The organism is Massilia brevitalea, from assembly GCF_030711405.1.
Classification (GTDB): domain Bacteria; phylum Pseudomonadota; class Gammaproteobacteria; order Burkholderiales; family Burkholderiaceae_D; genus Telluria; species Telluria brevitalea.
Window position 1 is genome coordinate 83,164 of record NZ_JAULSI010000013.1, and the last position, 17,453, is coordinate 100,616.

Annotated in this window: 15 protein-coding genes and 1 pseudogene; 9 read left to right on the forward strand and 7 right to left on the reverse strand. The window is 62.9% G+C overall.

The features are described from left to right. Position 1 precedes the first annotated feature (1 nt). Both QWL29_RS10440 and QWL29_RS10445 read left to right on the forward strand, forming a co-directional pair. Positions 2-1,264: a glycosyltransferase gene (locus QWL29_RS10440; protein WP_305822824.1), complete on the forward strand. Its 1,263-nt coding sequence runs from the start codon at positions 2-4 to the stop codon at positions 1,262-1,264. Further along, entirely contained in the window at positions 1,261-2,778 is a 1,518-nt protein-coding gene (locus QWL29_RS10445) for a lipopolysaccharide biosynthesis protein (RefSeq protein ID WP_305822825.1), read from the forward strand. The genes QWL29_RS10440 and QWL29_RS10445 overlap by 4 nt, the downstream gene beginning before the upstream one ends. A gap of 14 nt (positions 2,779-2,792) precedes the next feature. Here the strand turns inward: QWL29_RS10445 and QWL29_RS10450 are convergent, their stop codons facing one another. From QWL29_RS10450 to QWL29_RS10460, 3 genes are all read right to left on the reverse strand, one after another. Next, positions 2,793-4,274 (reverse strand): lipopolysaccharide biosynthesis protein, encoded by a 1,482-nt coding sequence (locus tag QWL29_RS10450; protein ID WP_305822826.1) that lies wholly within the window; start codon positions 4,272-4,274, stop codon positions 2,793-2,795. A gap of 381 nt (positions 4,275-4,655) precedes the next feature. Next, positions 4,656-5,720 carry an acyltransferase family protein gene (locus tag QWL29_RS10455; protein ID WP_305822827.1) on the reverse strand — a complete coding sequence of 355 codons (1,065 nt, stop codon included), beginning with the start codon at positions 5,718-5,720 and terminating at the stop codon, positions 4,656-4,658. A gap of 94 nt (positions 5,721-5,814) precedes the next feature. Beyond that, positions 5,815-7,203, reverse strand: a complete 1,389-nt coding sequence (locus QWL29_RS10460) for a glycosyltransferase family 4 protein (RefSeq protein WP_305822828.1) — start codon at positions 7,201-7,203, stop codon at positions 5,815-5,817. 574 nt (positions 7,204-7,777) lie between these two features. Between QWL29_RS10460 and QWL29_RS26770 the strand changes: the two are divergent. The 3 genes and pseudogenes from QWL29_RS26770 to QWL29_RS10470 all read left to right on the forward strand — a co-directional run. After that, positions 7,778-8,067: pseudogene (locus tag QWL29_RS26770) on the forward strand (recombinase family protein); the annotation flags it as partial. A gap of 134 nt (positions 8,068-8,201) precedes the next feature. Continuing rightward, the gene (locus tag QWL29_RS10465; protein WP_305822829.1) at positions 8,202-8,345 is read left to right on the forward strand and encodes a hypothetical protein; all 144 of its coding nucleotides are present in this window, start codon (positions 8,202-8,204) and stop codon (positions 8,343-8,345) included. 139 nt (positions 8,346-8,484) lie between these two features. Next, positions 8,485-8,742 carry a hypothetical protein gene (locus QWL29_RS10470; protein WP_305822830.1) on the forward strand — a complete coding sequence of 86 codons (258 nt, stop codon included), beginning with the start codon at positions 8,485-8,487 and terminating at the stop codon, positions 8,740-8,742. Here the strand turns inward: QWL29_RS10470 and QWL29_RS10475 are convergent. The 4 genes from QWL29_RS10475 to QWL29_RS10490 all read right to left on the reverse strand — a co-directional run bounded on the left by QWL29_RS10475 (position 8,690) and on the right by QWL29_RS10490 (position 13,995). Continuing rightward, entirely contained in the window at positions 8,690-9,751 is a 1,062-nt protein-coding gene (locus tag QWL29_RS10475) for a polysaccharide deacetylase family protein (protein ID WP_305822831.1), read from the reverse strand. The genes QWL29_RS10470 and QWL29_RS10475 overlap by 53 nt on opposite strands. A 391-nt stretch (positions 9,752-10,142) precedes the next feature. Further along, positions 10,143-11,069 carry a hypothetical protein gene (locus QWL29_RS10480; RefSeq protein ID WP_305822832.1) on the reverse strand — a complete coding sequence of 309 codons (927 nt, stop codon included), beginning with the start codon at positions 11,067-11,069 and terminating at the stop codon, positions 10,143-10,145. Positions 11,070-11,191: 122 nt separating this feature from the next. After that, entirely contained in the window at positions 11,192-12,421 is a 1,230-nt protein-coding gene (locus QWL29_RS10485) for a pyridoxal-dependent decarboxylase, exosortase A system-associated (protein ID WP_305822833.1), read from the reverse strand. Then, a complete protein-coding gene (locus QWL29_RS10490; protein ID WP_305822834.1) occupies positions 12,418-13,995 on the reverse strand; it encodes an acyl-CoA ligase (AMP-forming), exosortase A system-associated in 1,578 nt (525 codons plus the stop codon). The genes QWL29_RS10485 and QWL29_RS10490 overlap by 4 nt, the downstream gene beginning before the upstream one ends. A 190-nt stretch (positions 13,996-14,185) precedes the next feature. On the opposite strand from QWL29_RS10490, the gene QWL29_RS10495 reads away from it, so the two are divergent. Genes QWL29_RS10495 through QWL29_RS10510 form a run of 4 tightly spaced genes read left to right on the forward strand, consistent with a single transcriptional unit; the run spans position 14,186 to position 17,450 of the window. Then, on the forward strand, positions 14,186-15,316 hold the full coding sequence (locus tag QWL29_RS10495; protein ID WP_305822835.1) for a DegT/DnrJ/EryC1/StrS family aminotransferase: 1,131 nt from the start codon (positions 14,186-14,188) through the stop codon (positions 15,314-15,316). After that, positions 15,313-16,371, forward strand: a complete 1,059-nt coding sequence (locus QWL29_RS10500; protein WP_305822836.1) for a GNAT family N-acetyltransferase — start codon at positions 15,313-15,315, stop codon at positions 16,369-16,371. Before QWL29_RS10495 ends, QWL29_RS10500 begins: the two co-directional genes overlap by 4 nt. Further along, positions 16,368-16,616: an acyl carrier protein gene (locus tag QWL29_RS10505; RefSeq protein ID WP_305822837.1), complete on the forward strand. Its 249-nt coding sequence runs from the start codon at positions 16,368-16,370 to the stop codon at positions 16,614-16,616. Before QWL29_RS10500 ends, QWL29_RS10505 begins: the two co-directional genes overlap by 4 nt. Then, on the forward strand, positions 16,617-17,450 hold the full coding sequence (locus QWL29_RS10510) for a hydrolase 2, exosortase A system-associated (protein WP_305822838.1): 834 nt from the start codon (positions 16,617-16,619) through the stop codon (positions 17,448-17,450). The last annotated feature ends 3 nt before the right edge of the window (positions 17,451-17,453 follow it).

Genomic DNA, 17,453 nt, shown 5'->3' on the forward strand with positions numbered 1-17,453 from the left:
CATGAACAAACGTGCATTACTCATCGCATTTCACTTCCCGCCGCAAGCAGGTAGCAGCGGCATCCAGCGTACGCTGAGCTTTTCGAAACTCCTGGGCCGCCATGGCTGGGAACCGATGGTACTGTCGGCCCATCCACGCGCCTACGACGTGCAGAATCCCACCCAGCTGGCGGCGATTCCACCCGAGCTGGTGGTCCGCCGTCCATTCGCGCTCGACACCAAGCGCCACCTCGGCTTCAAGGGCCGCTACATCGATGCACTGGCCCTGCCCGACCGCTTCGTTTCCTGGACGTTCGGCGCCATACCGACGGGCCTGGCCATGATCCGCCGCTACAAGCCACAGGTATTGTGGTCGACCTTCCCGGTTGCCACGGCCCACCTGATCGCCCTGTCCCTCCATCGGCTCACCGGGCTGCCGTGGATCGCGGATTTCCGCGATCCGATGCTCCAGCCCTCGCATCCGACTTCGCGGCGCCAGCGCGCCATCTTCGGCTGGATCGAAAGGCAAACGATCGCACGCTGCCGGTTCGCGGTATTGACGACCGAAAGCGCCCGCCGCGCCTACCAGGCACGTTTCCCCCAGGTCGACCCGGCCAAGTTCGTGGTGATCGAGAACGGCTACGACGAGGAAGAATTCGGGCGCCTGCTGGCGCAAGCGGCGACGGCGGCGGCGCCAGCCGCGGCGGGTGCCGCGGCGCGGCGCGTCACGCTCCTCCATAGCGGCGTGCTGTACGACGCAGGACGCAACCCGGAATCCTTCCTGGCCGCCCTGGCCGCCCTGAAAAGCGCCGGCAAGGTCGATGCCGCCAGCCTGCGCATCGTATTGCGCGCGCCAGGCAATCTTCCTGCGGCCCGGGCCAAGGTCGAACGCCACGGCGTCGGCGATATCGTCGAGATCCTGCCGCCGGTACCCTATCGCGAGGCGCTCGGCGAAATGCTGGCGGCCGACGGCTTGCTGCTGTTCCAGGGCACGCCTTTCAACAACCAGATCCCGGCCAAGGTCTACGAATACTTCCGTACGCGCAAACCGATCCTGGGCCTCGTCGATCCGGAAGGCGAAACCGCGCAGGTGCTGCGTGCCGCCGGTTTCGAATTGAGCGCACAGGTCGACCAGCCCGAGGAAATCAGCACGGCGCTGGAACGGTTCATCCCCGGCCTGCGCGACGGCACAGCCTACGTCGCCTCGGACGAGGTGATCGCCCAGGCGGCGCGCACGCACAAGGCGGCCCAGCTGGCGCGCCTGTTCGACGAGGCGGTGCAATGAACCTGAAGCCGGTTTCCGAGCTCGACGCCAAGATTGCCAGGGGCGCGGTATGGATGGTCGCTTTCAAGTTCCTTGACCGCGGCATCGGCCTGATCAGCACCCTGATCCTGGCGCGCATGCTGGTGCCGGAGGACTTCGGCCTGGTGGCGATGTCGATGATCCTGATCGCCGCCATGCAGCTGCTGGTGTCGTTCAGCTTCGACGTCCAGCTGATCCAGAATCCCAAGGCGGACACCAGCCACTTCAACACGGCCTGGACCTTCAACGTGGTCTTCGCCAGCGTCTGCGGACTGGCCCTGGCCGGGCTGGCGATTCCGGCAGCCGCCTACTACGACGAGCCACGCCTGGAAAACATCCTGTACGTGCTGGCACTGGGCTTTGCAATCCAGGGCTTCTCGAACATCGGCACCGTCAAGTTCCAGCGCGAGATGCGCTTCGATAAGGAATTCCGCTTCCTGCTCAGCAAGCGCCTGGCCACTCTGGTGGTCACCATCCCACTCGCCTTCATCATGCGCAATTATTGGGCGCTGGTACTGGGCCAGCTGGCCGGTACCATCCTGTCGGTGACCCAATCCTACGTGGTGTCGACCTATCGTCCGCGCCTTTCGCTGGCGGCGCGTGGCGAGATGTTCCACGCTTCCAAGTGGCTGGTGGTGAACAACGTGATCCAGTTCGTCAACAATCGCTCGGCCCAATTCATCATCGCCCACTACAGCACCCCGGCCTGGCTCGGCGTACAGGCCATCTCCACCGAGATCGCGACGCTGCCAACCACCGAGCTGGTGGCGCCGATCAACCGTGCCGCCTTTCCCGGCTATGCCAGGGCCGCGCACGACCTCGAACTGCTGCGCGACAGCTTCCTGAAAGTGATTTCATCAATCGCCCTGTTCTCGATCCCGGCCGGGATCGGCATTTGCGTGATTGCCGACGTGCTGGTGCCGGCGGCGCTGGGCTGGAAGTGGCTGGCCGCGATTCCGCTGATCCAGATCTTGGCAATGCACGGCGTGATCAAGGCGGTGCAGACGAATATCACCTACGTCTACCTGGCGTTGAACCGGCCGCGCCTGATCACCATCGTGTCGACGGTGCAGGCGGTAATCATGGTGGCGCTGCTGGTGCCAGCAGTGAAATACTACGGCGTGATCGGCGCGTCCTGGACCTACCTGGCCACCGCCATCGTGATGATCCCGGTAAACCAGAGCATGGTCGCACGCTGCCTGGATCTGGGTTGGACCACGTTCTGCCGCCAGTTGGTGCGGCCGCTGCTGGCCTCCCTGGTCATGGGCGGCGCGGTGCTGGCCGTGAAGAGCCAGCTGCAGCTGCGCCATGGGGTTACGCTCGACTACATCGTCGCGCTGGCCGTGTGTTTGACCATGGGCACGCTGGTCTACGCGCTCACCCTGTACCTGCTGTGGCGCCTAGCGAAATCGCCGCACGGGCTGGAACGCTACAGCTTCGGTCGCGTGGAGCAGGTGCTCGGCAAGGTGGGCATCCGCATCAGGCTGGTGGGCTGAGCCGGCCGGGCCGGCTACTTGACTTCGGCGGCGGCGCGAGCAGGCGCCGGCCGTATCTTCCCGAGAAAATAGGATTCCGCCCCGTCAGGCCGCCCGGCCAGGCGCCACAGTCCGAGTACGACGGCGCAATACACCAGGCCACCCACGGCCACTTTCAGCAGCAGCATCACCCAGGCCGGCGCAATCACCCCGGCCTCCAGCAGCGGCAGCGCCATCACCATGGCCAGGCAGCCCAGAACCGGACGCCCGCTTCCGCGCGCCAGCATCCCGACCGACAAGCCGGGTACATGGCGCATCAGCAACATGTACGACACGCCGAAAGTCAGCACGATTGCCAGCAGGCGCAATTGCGCAATGCGCTCCGGGTTCAGGTTGGCGTGCAGCAGCATCGCGCCGACGCAGAAGACGCCGATCTGGATCCAGCTGGTCAGCGCCAGCACGCGGATCTGCCCGATTACGGTCAGCACGTAGTTGGCGCTGCTGCTGATCGACTGGATGATGTTCGACAGCGCCAGGACCTGGATGAAGGGGATGATGAACACCCACTTCTCGCCCAGCGCCACTGGTACGAACTCATGGGCCGTGAGCACGAACCCGACGCAGGTCGGGAAAGTGACCATCATCTGGATCGCCTGGGCCCGCAGCAGCAGCGAAGTGAGTTCGCGCAGATCATCCTTGGCGCGCGCGAAGGCAGGAAACAGCACTCGGTTGATTGGCGCCAGCAAGTCGGTTCCTGGTACATCGGAGATCTCGCTAGCCAGCGTATAACCGCCGGTGACACTGGTCTTGGCGATACCGCCGACCATGAAAATGTGCAGTTTCTGATCGAGGAAGGCGCTGATATTTCTTACCAGCACCCATTGCGAGACCGAGAAAATGGCGCGCACTTCCGCCAGGGAAAAGGAAGGCCGCATCGGATGCACGATGTAGCTGCGGATGGTGGCGGCAAGCCGGCTGCACAGCGCACCGAGAATCATGCCCCAGTAGCTCTGCAAGATGATCGTCAATATGATCGTGACGGAAAAGCTGACCAGGCGCTTGAACATCACGTGGCGGATGTCGTCACCGAACCGCAAGTGCTTTTGAAAGTCGACGATGCCGACATTCTCGAACGCCGCCATCATCATCGACAGGGCCATCAGTTGCACTGCGGATGTAACGCGCGGATCCTTGTAATACTCCGCTGCGAATGGCGCCAACACCATCAGCACGGCTGCAACACACGTGGTCTGCAGGATACGCAGTGTCCAGGCAGTGTTGTAATACGGCTGGCTCGGGTTTTTCTTCTGGATCAGTGCGACATTGATGCCGATATCAAAAATAATGTCGGCAAACGACACGACGACCGAGGCCATGGCAATGATGCCGAAATCGTCGGGTACCAACAGGCGCGCTAGGATGAACGTGCTCGCGATGCCAATGAGACGATCGAACCAGCGCATGGCAACCATCATGATTGCGCCCCGCGTGAGACTCTGGCTTTTGACAGGGGGCATTGTTGTTGACTACTTTCTTACGATTGCGGCCCCGCAACAGCATGCCAGGAAGGACGAGCTGGTGCTTTATCGAACAGTAGGGGCGTTGGATGTGACTAATGGAAACTTCCTTGAGGTTAGTGGAAGCGCATGGGGGTGTCAACTTGAATAGGCCCCCGACACTGTTCATCCCTGTCTATGCTCGCCTGTCCAGACGCATACCGTTCAGGGCCACGGGCCGTGTGGTGCAAAGGCGCGTCACCGAAGACAGTACGAGCGTAAGGCGAGATGGTGCAACGCAGCCATGGCGATCGATTTACATCCTCGTAGTACGTGGCGCAGCGACATCTCGTGGGTGGACGGCGCCCGGCGTGGCAGGCCATCGGCGGCCATCAGGAACAATCATGAGGAACCGGCGTCTACGAGTTTCGATTGCGTTTTCCGATTTCCAGAATGGCTGATATCCGAACGATGTGCCCATTTTTTGTTCAAATAATGGCGTAAAGGATTTTCGAACAGGTAGTATGACAGAGCACCAATGCCCAAGGAAACAAGCAAAGCCAATACCGGATTCAACCTTCCTTCATTGACGGCAACGAAAAAAGGTTGCTGCCACAGATAAATCGAAAAAGAACAGCACCCGAACCATTGCAGCCAGCGCGCCGAAATTGCGCGGAGTAAAAAATTAGGCAATACGTGCAGATAGTTGACTGCAAAAGCAAGACACAGAGGCGAGAGCCATAGTGCCGCCGCCTTGTGCGCGTACATACTGAAACAGAGCGCAGACATGGCATAAGCCGCGATAGGCAACATGCCGGCTAGTGGCAGACGTCTGATAGCGTCCAAAGGAACGCAGCGTAGTATTGCCGCCGCCACGATACCCATGGCAGCAACTTCCGTTCTCAGGTGCCAGTCGGTAGCGGTGTCCGGTGGGTTTCCAACGTAATAAGCTAAAAAGGCGAGCGAAACCGTATACGTCCCCGCGAGATACCATTGCGCCGGCATGCGCCATACCCGTGCGAGCAATGCACAGAAAGCCAGCCAGACATAGGTATGCTCCTCGACGTTTAAAGACCAAATATGTCCAACCGGCAGGCTACTACTGAAAATGTCAATTTCAGGAGGAAAGTAGGTTCGGAGGAAGACGAATGTAGCCAGCAGTTCTTTAGCATTCACACGCCAGTGTGGCCAGATATAGGTCGACAAGGCAACTGTCGCAGTAAATAGCCAAAAAGTCGGCAACACACGACTGGCGCGACGCACGAAGAAATCAACAAGGTTAATGCGCTTGATGAATAAAAGCTCACTCATCAGCCGTCCCGACAGTGCAAAGAAGACACCGACGCCAAACGGTCCGAGCCATCCCAGCATGGGCGTTCGACTGAAATGGCCAATCAACACGCAAATGATGGCAAGCCCACGCCAGCCGTCAAGATACGCGATATGTTTTGGAGCGTGCAGGGTCATGATACGTAGTTAAAAATGTATGGCGGCATTATCGGGAACTTGTCTGCATCCAGAGATGATTTTTATTACTGACAAGAAAGGATGACTGTTCCTGCTACGCATTGGCGACAAGCTGATTGCTACGTGCAGCGTGCGATACACAATTCAAATAGATGTCACCAATCTGATGCGCTACCTGTCCCCACGACATTTTTTCTACGGCGGCGCGGCAAATTTCAGGATCAATATGCGCTGCCACTACTGCCAACACAGTCTTGCGAATAACTTGCACGTCGAATGGTGGAACGGTATGTAGACATCGCCCGTCTGGCTGCATGTCCAATCCATTGTTGCAAGTGATGATTGCGGGCGTGCCTGCGGCAAGCGCTTCCAGGGCTACCAGCGGCCCCGACTCTGCTGTGCTCGGTAAGACGACAGCACTGGCCGCTGCATAAGCACCAGAGAGGACAGGACTTTCCCTGTCAAGATTGCCGAGATAAACAACTTTAGCCCCAGGCACGCCAAGGCAATCATCTAAAGCCGTAGGGTGTTGTTCATGCACCGGACCAGCAAGGACCACGGTGATGTCGGTACCTACCAAAGCCTTCACCAGGCTGATCTGGTTTTTCCAAGGGGAAATTATACCTGGACAAAATACAAATGGACCAGCAATGGTGTATTCAGCATTGAACGCGACACTGTCAGCCTTGAAAAAATGTTCTGACACGCCGTTTGAAACGACGGAAATTCGCTTGGCGTCTGCTCCGAACAATTGACTCGCCACGCGACGCTCCCAATTGCTCAGGGCAATGATGTGGTCTGCGTTGGCCAATGCTTTCCGTATGCTAGAGAAATCAGTTCTGACCTTATATCGCGATACACGCGCGATGAGCGCTTCAAGAATGCGTACGGTAGCTAGTCGCAATGGTTCCTTGACAACAAGCGCAGGGTTCAGCAAACCTGAAACGACTACCTGACAACCCTTCGCGCGTGCTTGTTCCACCAGTTTTACATTACCGTGCAAGACTGAGAAGATGTGAACGATGTCGAAGTCTGCCAAATCATCTTGCGTCGTATCGATGAGCCGTACATTAAATCCTAGCCTGCGTAATGACGCCTGGGTTTCGCGGACTTGTACCTGCAACCCGCCTTTATTTTGAAAAAGCATCGGATACGAAAGAAAACCCACCTTCAAAGGAAGGGAAGGCGGCAATGGGTTCGCCAAGCCACTTGAATTATCGTACAAGCCTGGCTTATCGGCCGGGCTGACGGAGCCTTGTTCTTGTGTGGCTTTTTTATTCCTCCGTGCGGTGAGGTTGGGATGATTGGCGGATCTGCCTGCGATTGTATTACCATACACAGTACGAAGGATATGCGTGCAGGAAGTAACGTAAAGGCCAAATTGGCCTTTCATCCAACTGGATATCGGATTGCTTCGTCGGAGAGAATTTTTTTCACGAATCTCGACCACATCCGTATCGTGATCTGTCAAAACTGTTTTCATGATATCCCTAGCTATATTAATTATAAATATTTTATTCTTACCTTAGGTAAGGTTTTTTATTTTCAAGTAAATGAATTTGAAAATACGTCACAGACTAATTCCCATCTCCACAAGCAAAATCATTGCTGACCGGAAAAGTTGTACGATGAACGAAGAATAGACAGGAAGCGGAAATCGCTACTGGCAATTCCTTACTAGTGCGCACTCAGTCAATCGGATACATCGAAAAGTGAGGTACTGGACACTTTCGCCAACAATTTCTTGTCCGTGACATCAGATCAGATCGCACTACAGCGTTCTACGGATGCTCAAACCCAGCTTTAGATTAAAGCGATGGCCCGTTTTGACATGCAAGCCGTCGTTGCAAATAATGCAATAAAAATCCCAAGTCACCGACGGCCATCGATTAATTATCTTGTTCTATGATAATAATCATAACAGGGAGTAGAGGTAGTTAAGACGATCTGCTGAGCAAAAAATCTTGTCCTGTTGTGAAATTGAATTCTGTCGAGGCCCGCGTCTTCCTGCTGAAGCCCAGTTCGGTCGTCGTATATACAGGCGTGACGCTACCGACTGCGCGAGCCAGGGCTGGACGTTCGAGGTCGTGGCCGATCTTGGTTCGGGCATGAACTATCACAAGAAAGACTTGAGACGGCTACTCGACGCGGTCCTCGAAAGCAGGTCGGGCGCCTGGTCCTGACCCGCAAGGAACGGCTCCTGCGCTTTGGCGCCGAACTCCTGTTTGCCTTGTGTGAAGGCAGGCAGGCCAAAGTCGTCCTCATCTATCAAGGGCAAGACACCAGTTTCGAGGAAGAGCTGACCGGTGACGTGCTCGAGATCCTCACCGTGTTTTCGGCCCGGCTGTAAGGCAGCCGCAGCCAGTATAACCAGAAATTAATCGAGGGCATCCAGCTCCTAGCCCACCGCATCCGGCTTGACCCTGCCAAGTATAGGCAAGGCACCTGGGCACTGGCCGAATGGCAACGGCAGTACGGGGCATGCAAACGCAATCCAAACCTGCCGAAACCGACGAAGCGGCATTGCGGCCCAAAGGCACACACGACCGGTTCAGTTTGACCAACGACCAGTTTCACGTCGATGGCAAACGTCTTCGCATTCCGAATATCGCTGAGGATGGTTGAGGCCTTGCGCTTTACAGGGAAGAGACGCAATGCTACCGCTAGGCGAAAGCCAAGGCCCGGTCGTTATCGACCTGGGTGTGACGCAGTTGGCGACCTTTTCGACAGGCGAAACGTTTGCCGACCGAAGGCCTTACGCAGCATGCTGGAGCGCTTGCGGCGCCTGTCGCGCAACCGCACGCGCCTGCATGCCAGGATAGCCAACGTGCGCAACAACGGCTTGTGTCAGTTGAGTACGAGTCTCAACCGACAATTCCACACCATCGGCATCGAGGATTTGCAGGTCAAAGGCATCCTTCGCAATCGCTGTCTGGCACGATGCATGCCTTGGCTGGAGCAATCGACCCTTACGCTGTCGTTGGGCGCAATACACGTCGCGGACGATGCTGGCGGCGCGTAAGGGAACGCAAGAGCTCCAGCACGCCACTCATCTCCGCTTCGAACTCGATCATCGACACGTCGCCACCGTCGAGGAAGCGTGGGAGGTAGTAGCGTGCGTCCGGGTCGCTGACATCCACCAGGCCGGGGACGCAGGTGGTAGCGGTGGCGACGCCGGCGGCGCGCATCACGTCCGGCGCGTAGCTGTCGTAGCTGCCGCTCGGGTAGCAGTAATGGGTCGGATACGGCAAGCCGGCGGCGCGGATGCGCGCGCGGTTACGCTCGATGTTTTCCTGGTTGCGGTGCGGCTGCCCCGGCAGATAAACGTGTACGTGGCCGTGCAACTCGATGCGGCAGCCGTGGGCCGAGGCTTCGCGCAATTCTTCCTCGCTCATGTAGCTGAAGCGGCGCGATGCCAGGTCGAGCTCGGCGGGACGCACGCCCAGGCTGGCGCCGAAGCGTTCCAGGCAGCCGGCCACAGCCTGCACCGGCTGGGCATTCACCCATTTCTCGGCGGCGCCGACCAGGCGTTCGCGCTGGCGCGGGTCAGCCAGGTCCCAGATACCGTCCAGGTTGTCGTCGTAGCCGTTGAGCGTGACTTCGCGCGCACCGGCCTTCCAGGCCAGGTAGCGCAGCGTGACCGGCACGATCGGGGTGCCGGCGTCGCTGGCCTCGCTGTGCAAATACAGCACCGGGCGGTAGCCGTATTCGGCCAGCGAAGGCAGCAGGTCGCGGTAGGTGGAGTACCAGCCGTCGTCGATGGTCACCGCGACCGGGATGCCTGCCATGCCGGTGCCGGGCTGGGTCGCCTGTTCCAGGCTGGCCGCCACGAAGCCGCGCCGCTTGAGCCAGTCGAGACGCTGGCGCAGCTGCGCGCGGGTGCAGAACAGCTTGGGGTTGTAATGGCGCTCGTCGCCGATGCTGCCGGCGTGGTAGCACAGGATGCGCGGATTCTTGCGGGTGGTGGCACGCATCAGGGCGAACAGCCCGGCGTACTTGGCGGCGTGCAGGATGAGGGTCTTGATCTTCATGGAATCTGGCCTATTCGGGACATCGCCGCTGACGGGGGTACGAGGCAACAGGTACAGGAAGACCGGGACATGCCATCCTGTCACCTTCTTGCATTATTTATATTGATTAATTTATCGTGGATTTTACAAATCACGCGCACGATTGAATTCCCATTCAAACGCATAGCGCCTTTATTGACGGGCTTAATTTCGATAGAAAAGAAAAATTTCGCTATGGACAGAATTGAGTTATTGCAGCACGTCATCAATTTCCATTTAACAATTAATTGTTAAATGGAAGCACGAATCCGTGCGCCTATGTAGACGAAAGCGGCGATCGGAATCACCGGGATAGCCTGGCAGCTATCCGGAAAAGGGAGGCGGGATGAGAAGAAAGCGAAAGGAAGAAAAACTAGGCGCTGGCGTGCCGGCGGGCCCATGCAATCTGGGCGCGGCGCGGCCACACCAGCGACCAGGACGCCGGGCGGTACTGACCTGCGGCATGCAGGGCGCGCCGCTTTTCTGAGGTGGCGGTGGCATTCTTGACGGCTTGCTCGTCGTGCGAGACGAACAAGGCGCGCGCCCCGCCCGCTACCGGTACGCTGCGCAGGTAGGCCAGGTGCGGGCTGATGATCTCGACCACCGGATCGTAGAACCAGCTGCCGGCGATCATGCCCAGCGCTTGCGGATGCAGTGCATACAGGTCGACGCAGCAGCGGTAGCACTCGTTGCGGCCTTCCTCGTCGAACTCGTCTTGGTAGAGGCGGTTCACGTGGATCTCGAAGTAAGGTTTGAAGCCGCCGGCGCGCGCGAACAGCAGGACGCGGCCAGGCAACTGCGCCAGGCCGCCTGTCCACAGCATCGAGCGGCCGATGCCCGAACGCGGATCGATCACGCTCGAGGCGCCTGCATACAAACGCAGCGTGGCCAGGCCGAATTCCTTCAAGAAGACGTCGCTGTACAGGCGGCAGAACGGCAAGAAGGCTTCGTCGTGGTTGGCGATGCGCGCGAACTGGCGCAGCTGGTGGCCGCGCACGCGCGGCGGCAGGCGCGCCATCAGCTCGCTCGCCAGGGAGTCGCGCACGCCCATCAGCACGGCCGCCAGCAGCAGGCAGGCGCCGGCCTGTTCGCCACGCTCGGCCACCACCGCATCGTGCAGGGCGCGCGCCGCCGGCGGGATCGCCTTGAAGCCGGCCGTGGGAGCGGGATCGGCAAAATGCGCGAGAAAAGCACGCACGCGCACGGCCGCATCGGGCAGGTGCACTGCGCACAGCGCCAAGGCGCGCTGCAACTGGTCGGACAAGCAGGATTCGAAGCTAAAATTCTGGTGCGCGAGCATGGTCTGGTTCCTGGGTGGCCGGCGCGGTCGACATCACCGTATCCGTTTATTTTCCTGCAACAATGAATTTATCGCAAATCCAACGGTGCACCCCACACGATTGACGCCCGCTGAGCGGCCGCTCAGACCAGGACTTCGGGCGCGTCCGGGTGGCTGAGGAAACCCTGGGGGCTGGCCGAACGGCCATAGGCGCCGGACTGGAACACCACCACCAGGTCGCCCACCTCGGCCTGGGGCAGCTCCATGCGCTCGGCCAGCAAGTCGAGCGGGGTGCACAGCGGGCCGACCACGGACACGGTTTCGCGCGGCGCGCCCATGCGGTTGCCGATCGCGACCGGGTAGTTCTTGCGGATCACCTGGCCGAAGTTGCCCGATGCCGCCAGGTGGTGGTGCAGGCCGCCATCGGTAACCAGGAACACCTGGCCGCGCGAGACCTTGCGGTCGACCACGCGCGCCACGTACACGCCGGCCTCGCCGACCAGGTAGCGCCCGAGTTCGATCGAGAGCTGGGCGTCGGGCAGGCTGGCTTTCACGCGCGGCAGGGCGGCGTCCAGGGCGGCGCCGATCGGCGCCAAATCGAGCGCCGCCTCGCCCGGGAAATACGGAATGCCGAAGCCGCCGCCGATGTTCAGGATGCGCACCGGATCGCGCGCCGCGCCCGCCAGGCGCTCGGCCAGCAGCAGGGTCTGGGCCTGGGCCTCGATGATGGCGTCGGCTTTCAGGCTTTGCGAGCCGCTGAAGATGTGGAAGCCGAGCACGCTCAAGCCGAGTTCAAACGCCAGCGCCAGCATGCGCGGCGCTTCCTCGGCATCGATGCCGAACTGCTTGGCGCCGCCGCCCATGCGCATGCCGGACCCCTTCAGCTCGAAGTCGGGGTTGACGCGCAGGACCAGCAGCGGCGCAATGCCGATCTCGTTACCGATGCGTGCCAGGGCGCGGATCTCGCGTTCGGATTCGGCGTGCACCACGATGCCGGCGGCCACCGCGCGCACCAGTTCCGCGTCCGACTTGCCGGGGCCGGCAAAGCTGATGCGGCCGGGTTCCATGCCGGTGTCCAGCGCCACCTTCATTTCGCCGGCGGAGGCGACGTCGATACCGTCGACCAGGCCGGCCAGGTGCTGGACCAGGGCCGGCATCGGGTTCGCCTTCATCGAGAAGTGCAGCTCGACGGCCGGCGGCAGGTGGGCGCGCACGTGGGCCACGCGCTCGCCCAGCAGGCGGCGGTCGTAGGCGTAGAAGGGGGTGCTGCCGACGCGCTGGGCCAGGCGGGTGAGCGGCATGCCGCCGACCTGCAGGCAGTCGTCGGCCACGGGGAACAGGGTCTGGGCGGCGTGGACAGGCTTGGCGTTCATGGCGTGGGTTCGAACATCGTTAAATAGGAGAGGCGCAAGGTTTTGCGGTCGATCTTGCCGTTCGGGTTGCGGGGGAAGGCGTCATGCACGAAGGCGATGTGCGCCGGCACCATCCAGGCCGGCAGGCGGCGCTGGCATTCCTTCAGCAGGGCCTTGTCGTCCAGGTCGGCATTCTTCGGCAGCGCCAGCAGCACGATGGCCTGGCCCAACTGCGGATGCGGCACGCCGAAGGCGACGGTCTCGCTCACCAGGCCGCTGGCGTACACGGCTTCCTCGACCTCGTTCGGGCTGACGCGGTAACCCGAAACCTTGATCATGTCGTCGCTGCGGCCGATGAAGTACAAATAGCCCTCCTCGTCCATGCGCACGGTGTCGCCCGACCACACGGCCATCTCGACCAGTGGCAGGGCCGGGTCCTGGCCAGGCGCCGGCTTGAAGCGCTCGGCGGTCTTGGCCGGGTCGTTCCAGTAGCCGAGCGAGACCAGGGCGCCGCGGTGCACCAGCTCACCCGGCTCCTGCGGGTCGCAAGGCGTACCGTCCGGGCGCACCACCATCACTTGCGCGTTCGGGATCGCGCGGCCCATCGAATCCGGGCGCCGCTCGAGCTCCGATGGCGGTAAATACGTCGAGCGGAAGGCTTCGGTCAGGCCGTACATCAGGAACAGTTCGGCGCGCGGCAGCGCGGCGCGCAGGGCGGCGACCGTGGTGGTCGGCATGGCGCCGCCGGAATTGGTGAGATAGCGCAGCGTGCAGTCTTGCGGCCACGGCAGGGCGCACAGCTGGAACCACAGCGGCGGCACGGCGGCCAGGCCGGTGATGCCTTCTTCCACCACCGCCTTCAGCACGTCCTTCGCGAACAGATGGTTCAGCAGCACGGCGGTGGCGCCGGTGAGGAAGGCGCAGGTCAGCTGGCTCAGGCCATAGTCGAAGCTGAGCGGCAGCACCGACAGGATGCGGTCTTGCGGCGTGATCGCCAGGTAGCTGGCGACGCTGCGCGCGCCGGCCACCATGTTCCGGTGCGAGAGCACCACGCCCTTCGGCTTGCCGGTGCTGCCCGAGGTGTAGAGGATGGCGGCCATGTCGGCGTCGATGGCGCGGCGCGCGGCCAGCACGGCCGCAGCGGGCGCCACCTGCGCGGCGTCCCAGCCCCGCACCGCGCGTGCGCCCTGCGGCGCGGCGGCGCCGGTGACGAACACCGTGCGCAGGTCCGGGCAGGCGTCCAGCGCCGCGCCCAGCTGCGACAGGCGCTCCGGGGAGGTCAGCAGCACGCGCACGTTGCAGTCGGCCAGGATGTGGGCCACCTGCTCGGCCTTCAGCTGCGGATTGACCGGCACGAACACGGCGCCGGCGAGCGCTGCGCCGAACATCGCGGCCACGTTCTCGATGCGCTTTTCCAGGAACACGGCGACGCGTTCGCGCGGCTGCACGCCGGCCGCCAGCAGGGCGCCGGCGGCGCAGGCGACCGTCTGCGCCAGGGCGGCGTAATCGAGACGCAGCGCTCCGTAGGCGAGCGCCTCGGCGCCGGGCGTACGGCGCGCGGAATCGAAGATGAAGTCGTGGATCAGGTCAGCCATGGCAAGGATTCGTGGGCCGCGCCGGCACCCGGCGCGCAGCCCGCAATCTTAACAGCTTGCAGCTTTTGACCGCAGCACGGTTTTTGGTTTCCAACACCTTTCGTGGCAAATTATTCAACACAAGGTTTATACTGGACTCATGCTTGCGTCTCCCTCTTCCACCCGTCCGCTGATTCCCCTGGCACCAGTCTTGTCCGCCTCCTCGTTCCGGCGTGCGGCCAGCGCGCCTGCGCGCACGGTGCTCGATGCCGGCGCCCATCGCCTGGTGACCAGCGGCCGCGTGGCCATCGCCCTGGCCCTGCGCGAACTCGGCGTGCAAGCCGGCGACACGGTGCTGGTACCGGCCTATCACAGCCCCTCGATGATCCCGCCGGTGCTGTGGCGCGAAGCCACGCCCGTGTTCTACCGGGTCGGCCCGGATGCGCACGTCGACCTCGCCGACCTGGCGGCCAGGATCGATGGGCGCACGCGCGCCGTGATGGTCACCCATTACTTCGGCTTCGCCCAGGACATGGCGCCGATCCGCGCCCTGTGCGACGCGTACGGCATCGCCCTGGTCGAGGACTGCGCCCACGCCTTCATCGGCGAACACGCCGGCCAGCCGCTGGGCAGCTGGGGCGACTACGCGATCGCCAGCAGCATGAAGTTCTTCCCCATCTACGAAGGCGGCGCCCTGGTCTCGGCCAGGCGCAGCCTGGACAACGTACGGGTGCATTCGGCCGGCGCCGGCTTCGAGATGAAAGCCGCCCTGAATTCGCTGGAGCGCGGCTTTGCCTATGGCCGCCTGCCGGCCGTGCAGGCCGCCTTGTGGCTGCCGCTGCGCGCGAAAGGCGCCCTTTGGGGCCTGCTCAAGCGCGGCCGCAGGGCGCCGGCCAAGGCGCTGGCGCCGGATTCCTCGGACAGCAGTTTCAATTTCGATCCGCGCTGGCTCGACAAGCGCTCCTCCTGGTTCGCGCGCGGCATGCTGAAGCTGGCCGCGCCGGCGCGCATCCAGGCGCTGCGCCGCCGCCACTACCTGCGCCTGGACACGGCGCTGCGCGGCCTGCCCGGCATCCGCCCCCTGCATGCGCAGCTGCCCGACGGCGCCTGCCCCTGGGTCTTCCCGCTGCTGGCCGACGACCCGGAAGCCCTGTTCGCGCGCCTGAAGGCGCTCGGGGTGCCGCTGACGCGCTTCGGCCATCCGCTGTGGCAGGATGCCGATACGTGCCCGAACGCCGCCATGCTCGCGCGCCGGGTGCTGTCGCTGCCCTGCCACCAGGAGCTGCGCGAACAGGAAGTCGACTGGCTGGTCGACGCCGTGCGCAAGGCGGTGCTGGCATGAGCTGGACCGTCTTCCCGGCACGCTCTTTTGCGCAGCATGCCGCCGACTGGGATCGGCTGCACGCGAGCGGCCCGGCCACTAGCCTGCTGGCGGCCGACTTCGTGGCGCCCCTGGTCGAGCAGTTCGGGCGCGAGCACGACCTGCTGGCGGTCTGGCGCGAGGAGGAAACCATCGGTGCCATGACCGTCGTGCGCCAGACCCGGCGCGGCGCCTGGGCCACCCTGCAGCCGGCGCAGGCGCCGCTCGGCCTGTGGCTGCAGCGGCCCGGCCTGGATACGGAAAAGCTGGCGCGCAGCCTGCCCGGCGCCCTGCCCGGCTTCGCGCTGATCTTCGCCCTGACCCAGGTGGATCCCTTCCTGATGCCGCGCCCGGCCGACGGCCCCTGCACCCGCACCCTCGACTACATCGATACGGCGCGTGTGACGCTGGATGGCAGCTTCGACGATTACTGGGCCGAACGCGGCAAGAACCTGCGCGCCAACCTGAAGAAGCAACGTGCGCGCCTGGAACGCGAAGGCATCGCCACCCGCCTGCACATCGACCGCGATCCGCAGGCGATGGCGCAGGCCGTGACGGATTACGGCCGCCTGGAGAGCTCGGGCTGGAAGGCCGGCCAGGGCACGGCGGTCCACGCCGGCAATGCCCAGGGCCGCTACTACCAGGCCATGCTGGAAGCGCTGGCCGGCCGCAACGCCGCCAGTGTTTACCGGTATTATTTCAACGAACAGCTGGTGGCGATGGACTTGTGCGTGGAAGACGCGGACAGCATCGTGGTCCTGAAGACCAGCTACGACGAGAGCGTACCGGGCAACTGGTCGCCGACGCTCTTGATGCGCGAGGAAGCCTGCCGCGCCCTGTTCGACGCCGGGCGCTTCGCGCGCCTGGAATTCTACGGGCGCGTGATGGAATGGCACCTGCGCTGGACGGACGAGGTACGCACTATGTACCATGTGAACTATTACCGCTGGCCCGGATTGCGCCGCCTGCATACCATGCTGGAACAACAGGTGAACGCGCGCCGGCGCCCCGCAACCACACCGACGACGAGCTTATGAAGTACCTTGAAGAAGTCAAAACCCTCCTGATCGACGTGCTCAATCTCGGCCCTGCCGGCCAGTCGCTCGGCGCCGATTCGCCGCTGCTGGGCAGCCTGCCCGAGCTCGACTCGATGGCCGTGGTCACCCTGATCGGCGCCCTCGACGAGCATTTCGGCATCGCCATCGACGACGACGACATCAGCGCCAGCACCTTTGCCACGCTCGGCAGCCTGGCGCAGTTCGTCGAAGAACGCGCAGCGTAAATGGCTGCGCCCGGCCACGCGCCCGCCGACGCCTTTTTCCTCGACACGGCGGACGGCCCGCGCTTTTGCCTCTACCACGCGCCCGTGGGCGACTGCCGCGGCGCGCTGGTCTACATCCACCCGTTCGCCGAGGAGATGAACCGTTCGCGGCGCATGGCCGCGCTGCAGGCGCGCGCCCTGGCCGCGCAAGGCATCGGCGTGCTGCTGCTGGACCTGCACGGCTGCGGCGACAGCGGCGGCGACTTCGGCGACGCCTCCTGGGATGGCTGGCTGCGCGACATCGCGGCCGCGCGCGCCTGGATTGAAGAAAAAACCGGCTGCACGGCCGGCCTGTGGGGCCTGCGCCTGGGCGCCCTGCTCGCGGTCTGCCACGCCCAGCGCGCCGCCGTGCCGCCGGCGCGGCTGCTGCTGTGGCAACCGGTGACCATCGGCTCGGGCTACCTGAACCAGTTCCTGCGCCTGAAGCTGGCGGGCGAACTGCTGGCTGGCGGCAGCGACAGCGGCGGCACCGACGCCCTGCGCGAAGCCCTGAAGGCCGGCGAGTCGCTGGACATCGCCGGCTATGCGCTGGCGCCCGCGCTGGCCGACGGCATCGACGGCGCTGACGCGCGCGCCCTGGCGCCGCGCTGTCCGATCGACTGGTGCGAAGTCGTGGCCGCGCCCGAGCGCCCGCTGCCGCCGGCGGCCGCGCGCGTGGTCGACACCTGGCGCCTGCAGGGCAGCCGCGTCAAGGTGCACCTGGCCGCCGGCCCGCAGTTCTGGGCCGCGCCCGAGACCGTCGATTGTCCTAACCTGATCGCGGCCAGCAGCGCCGCCCTGAGAGCGTGCGAATAAATC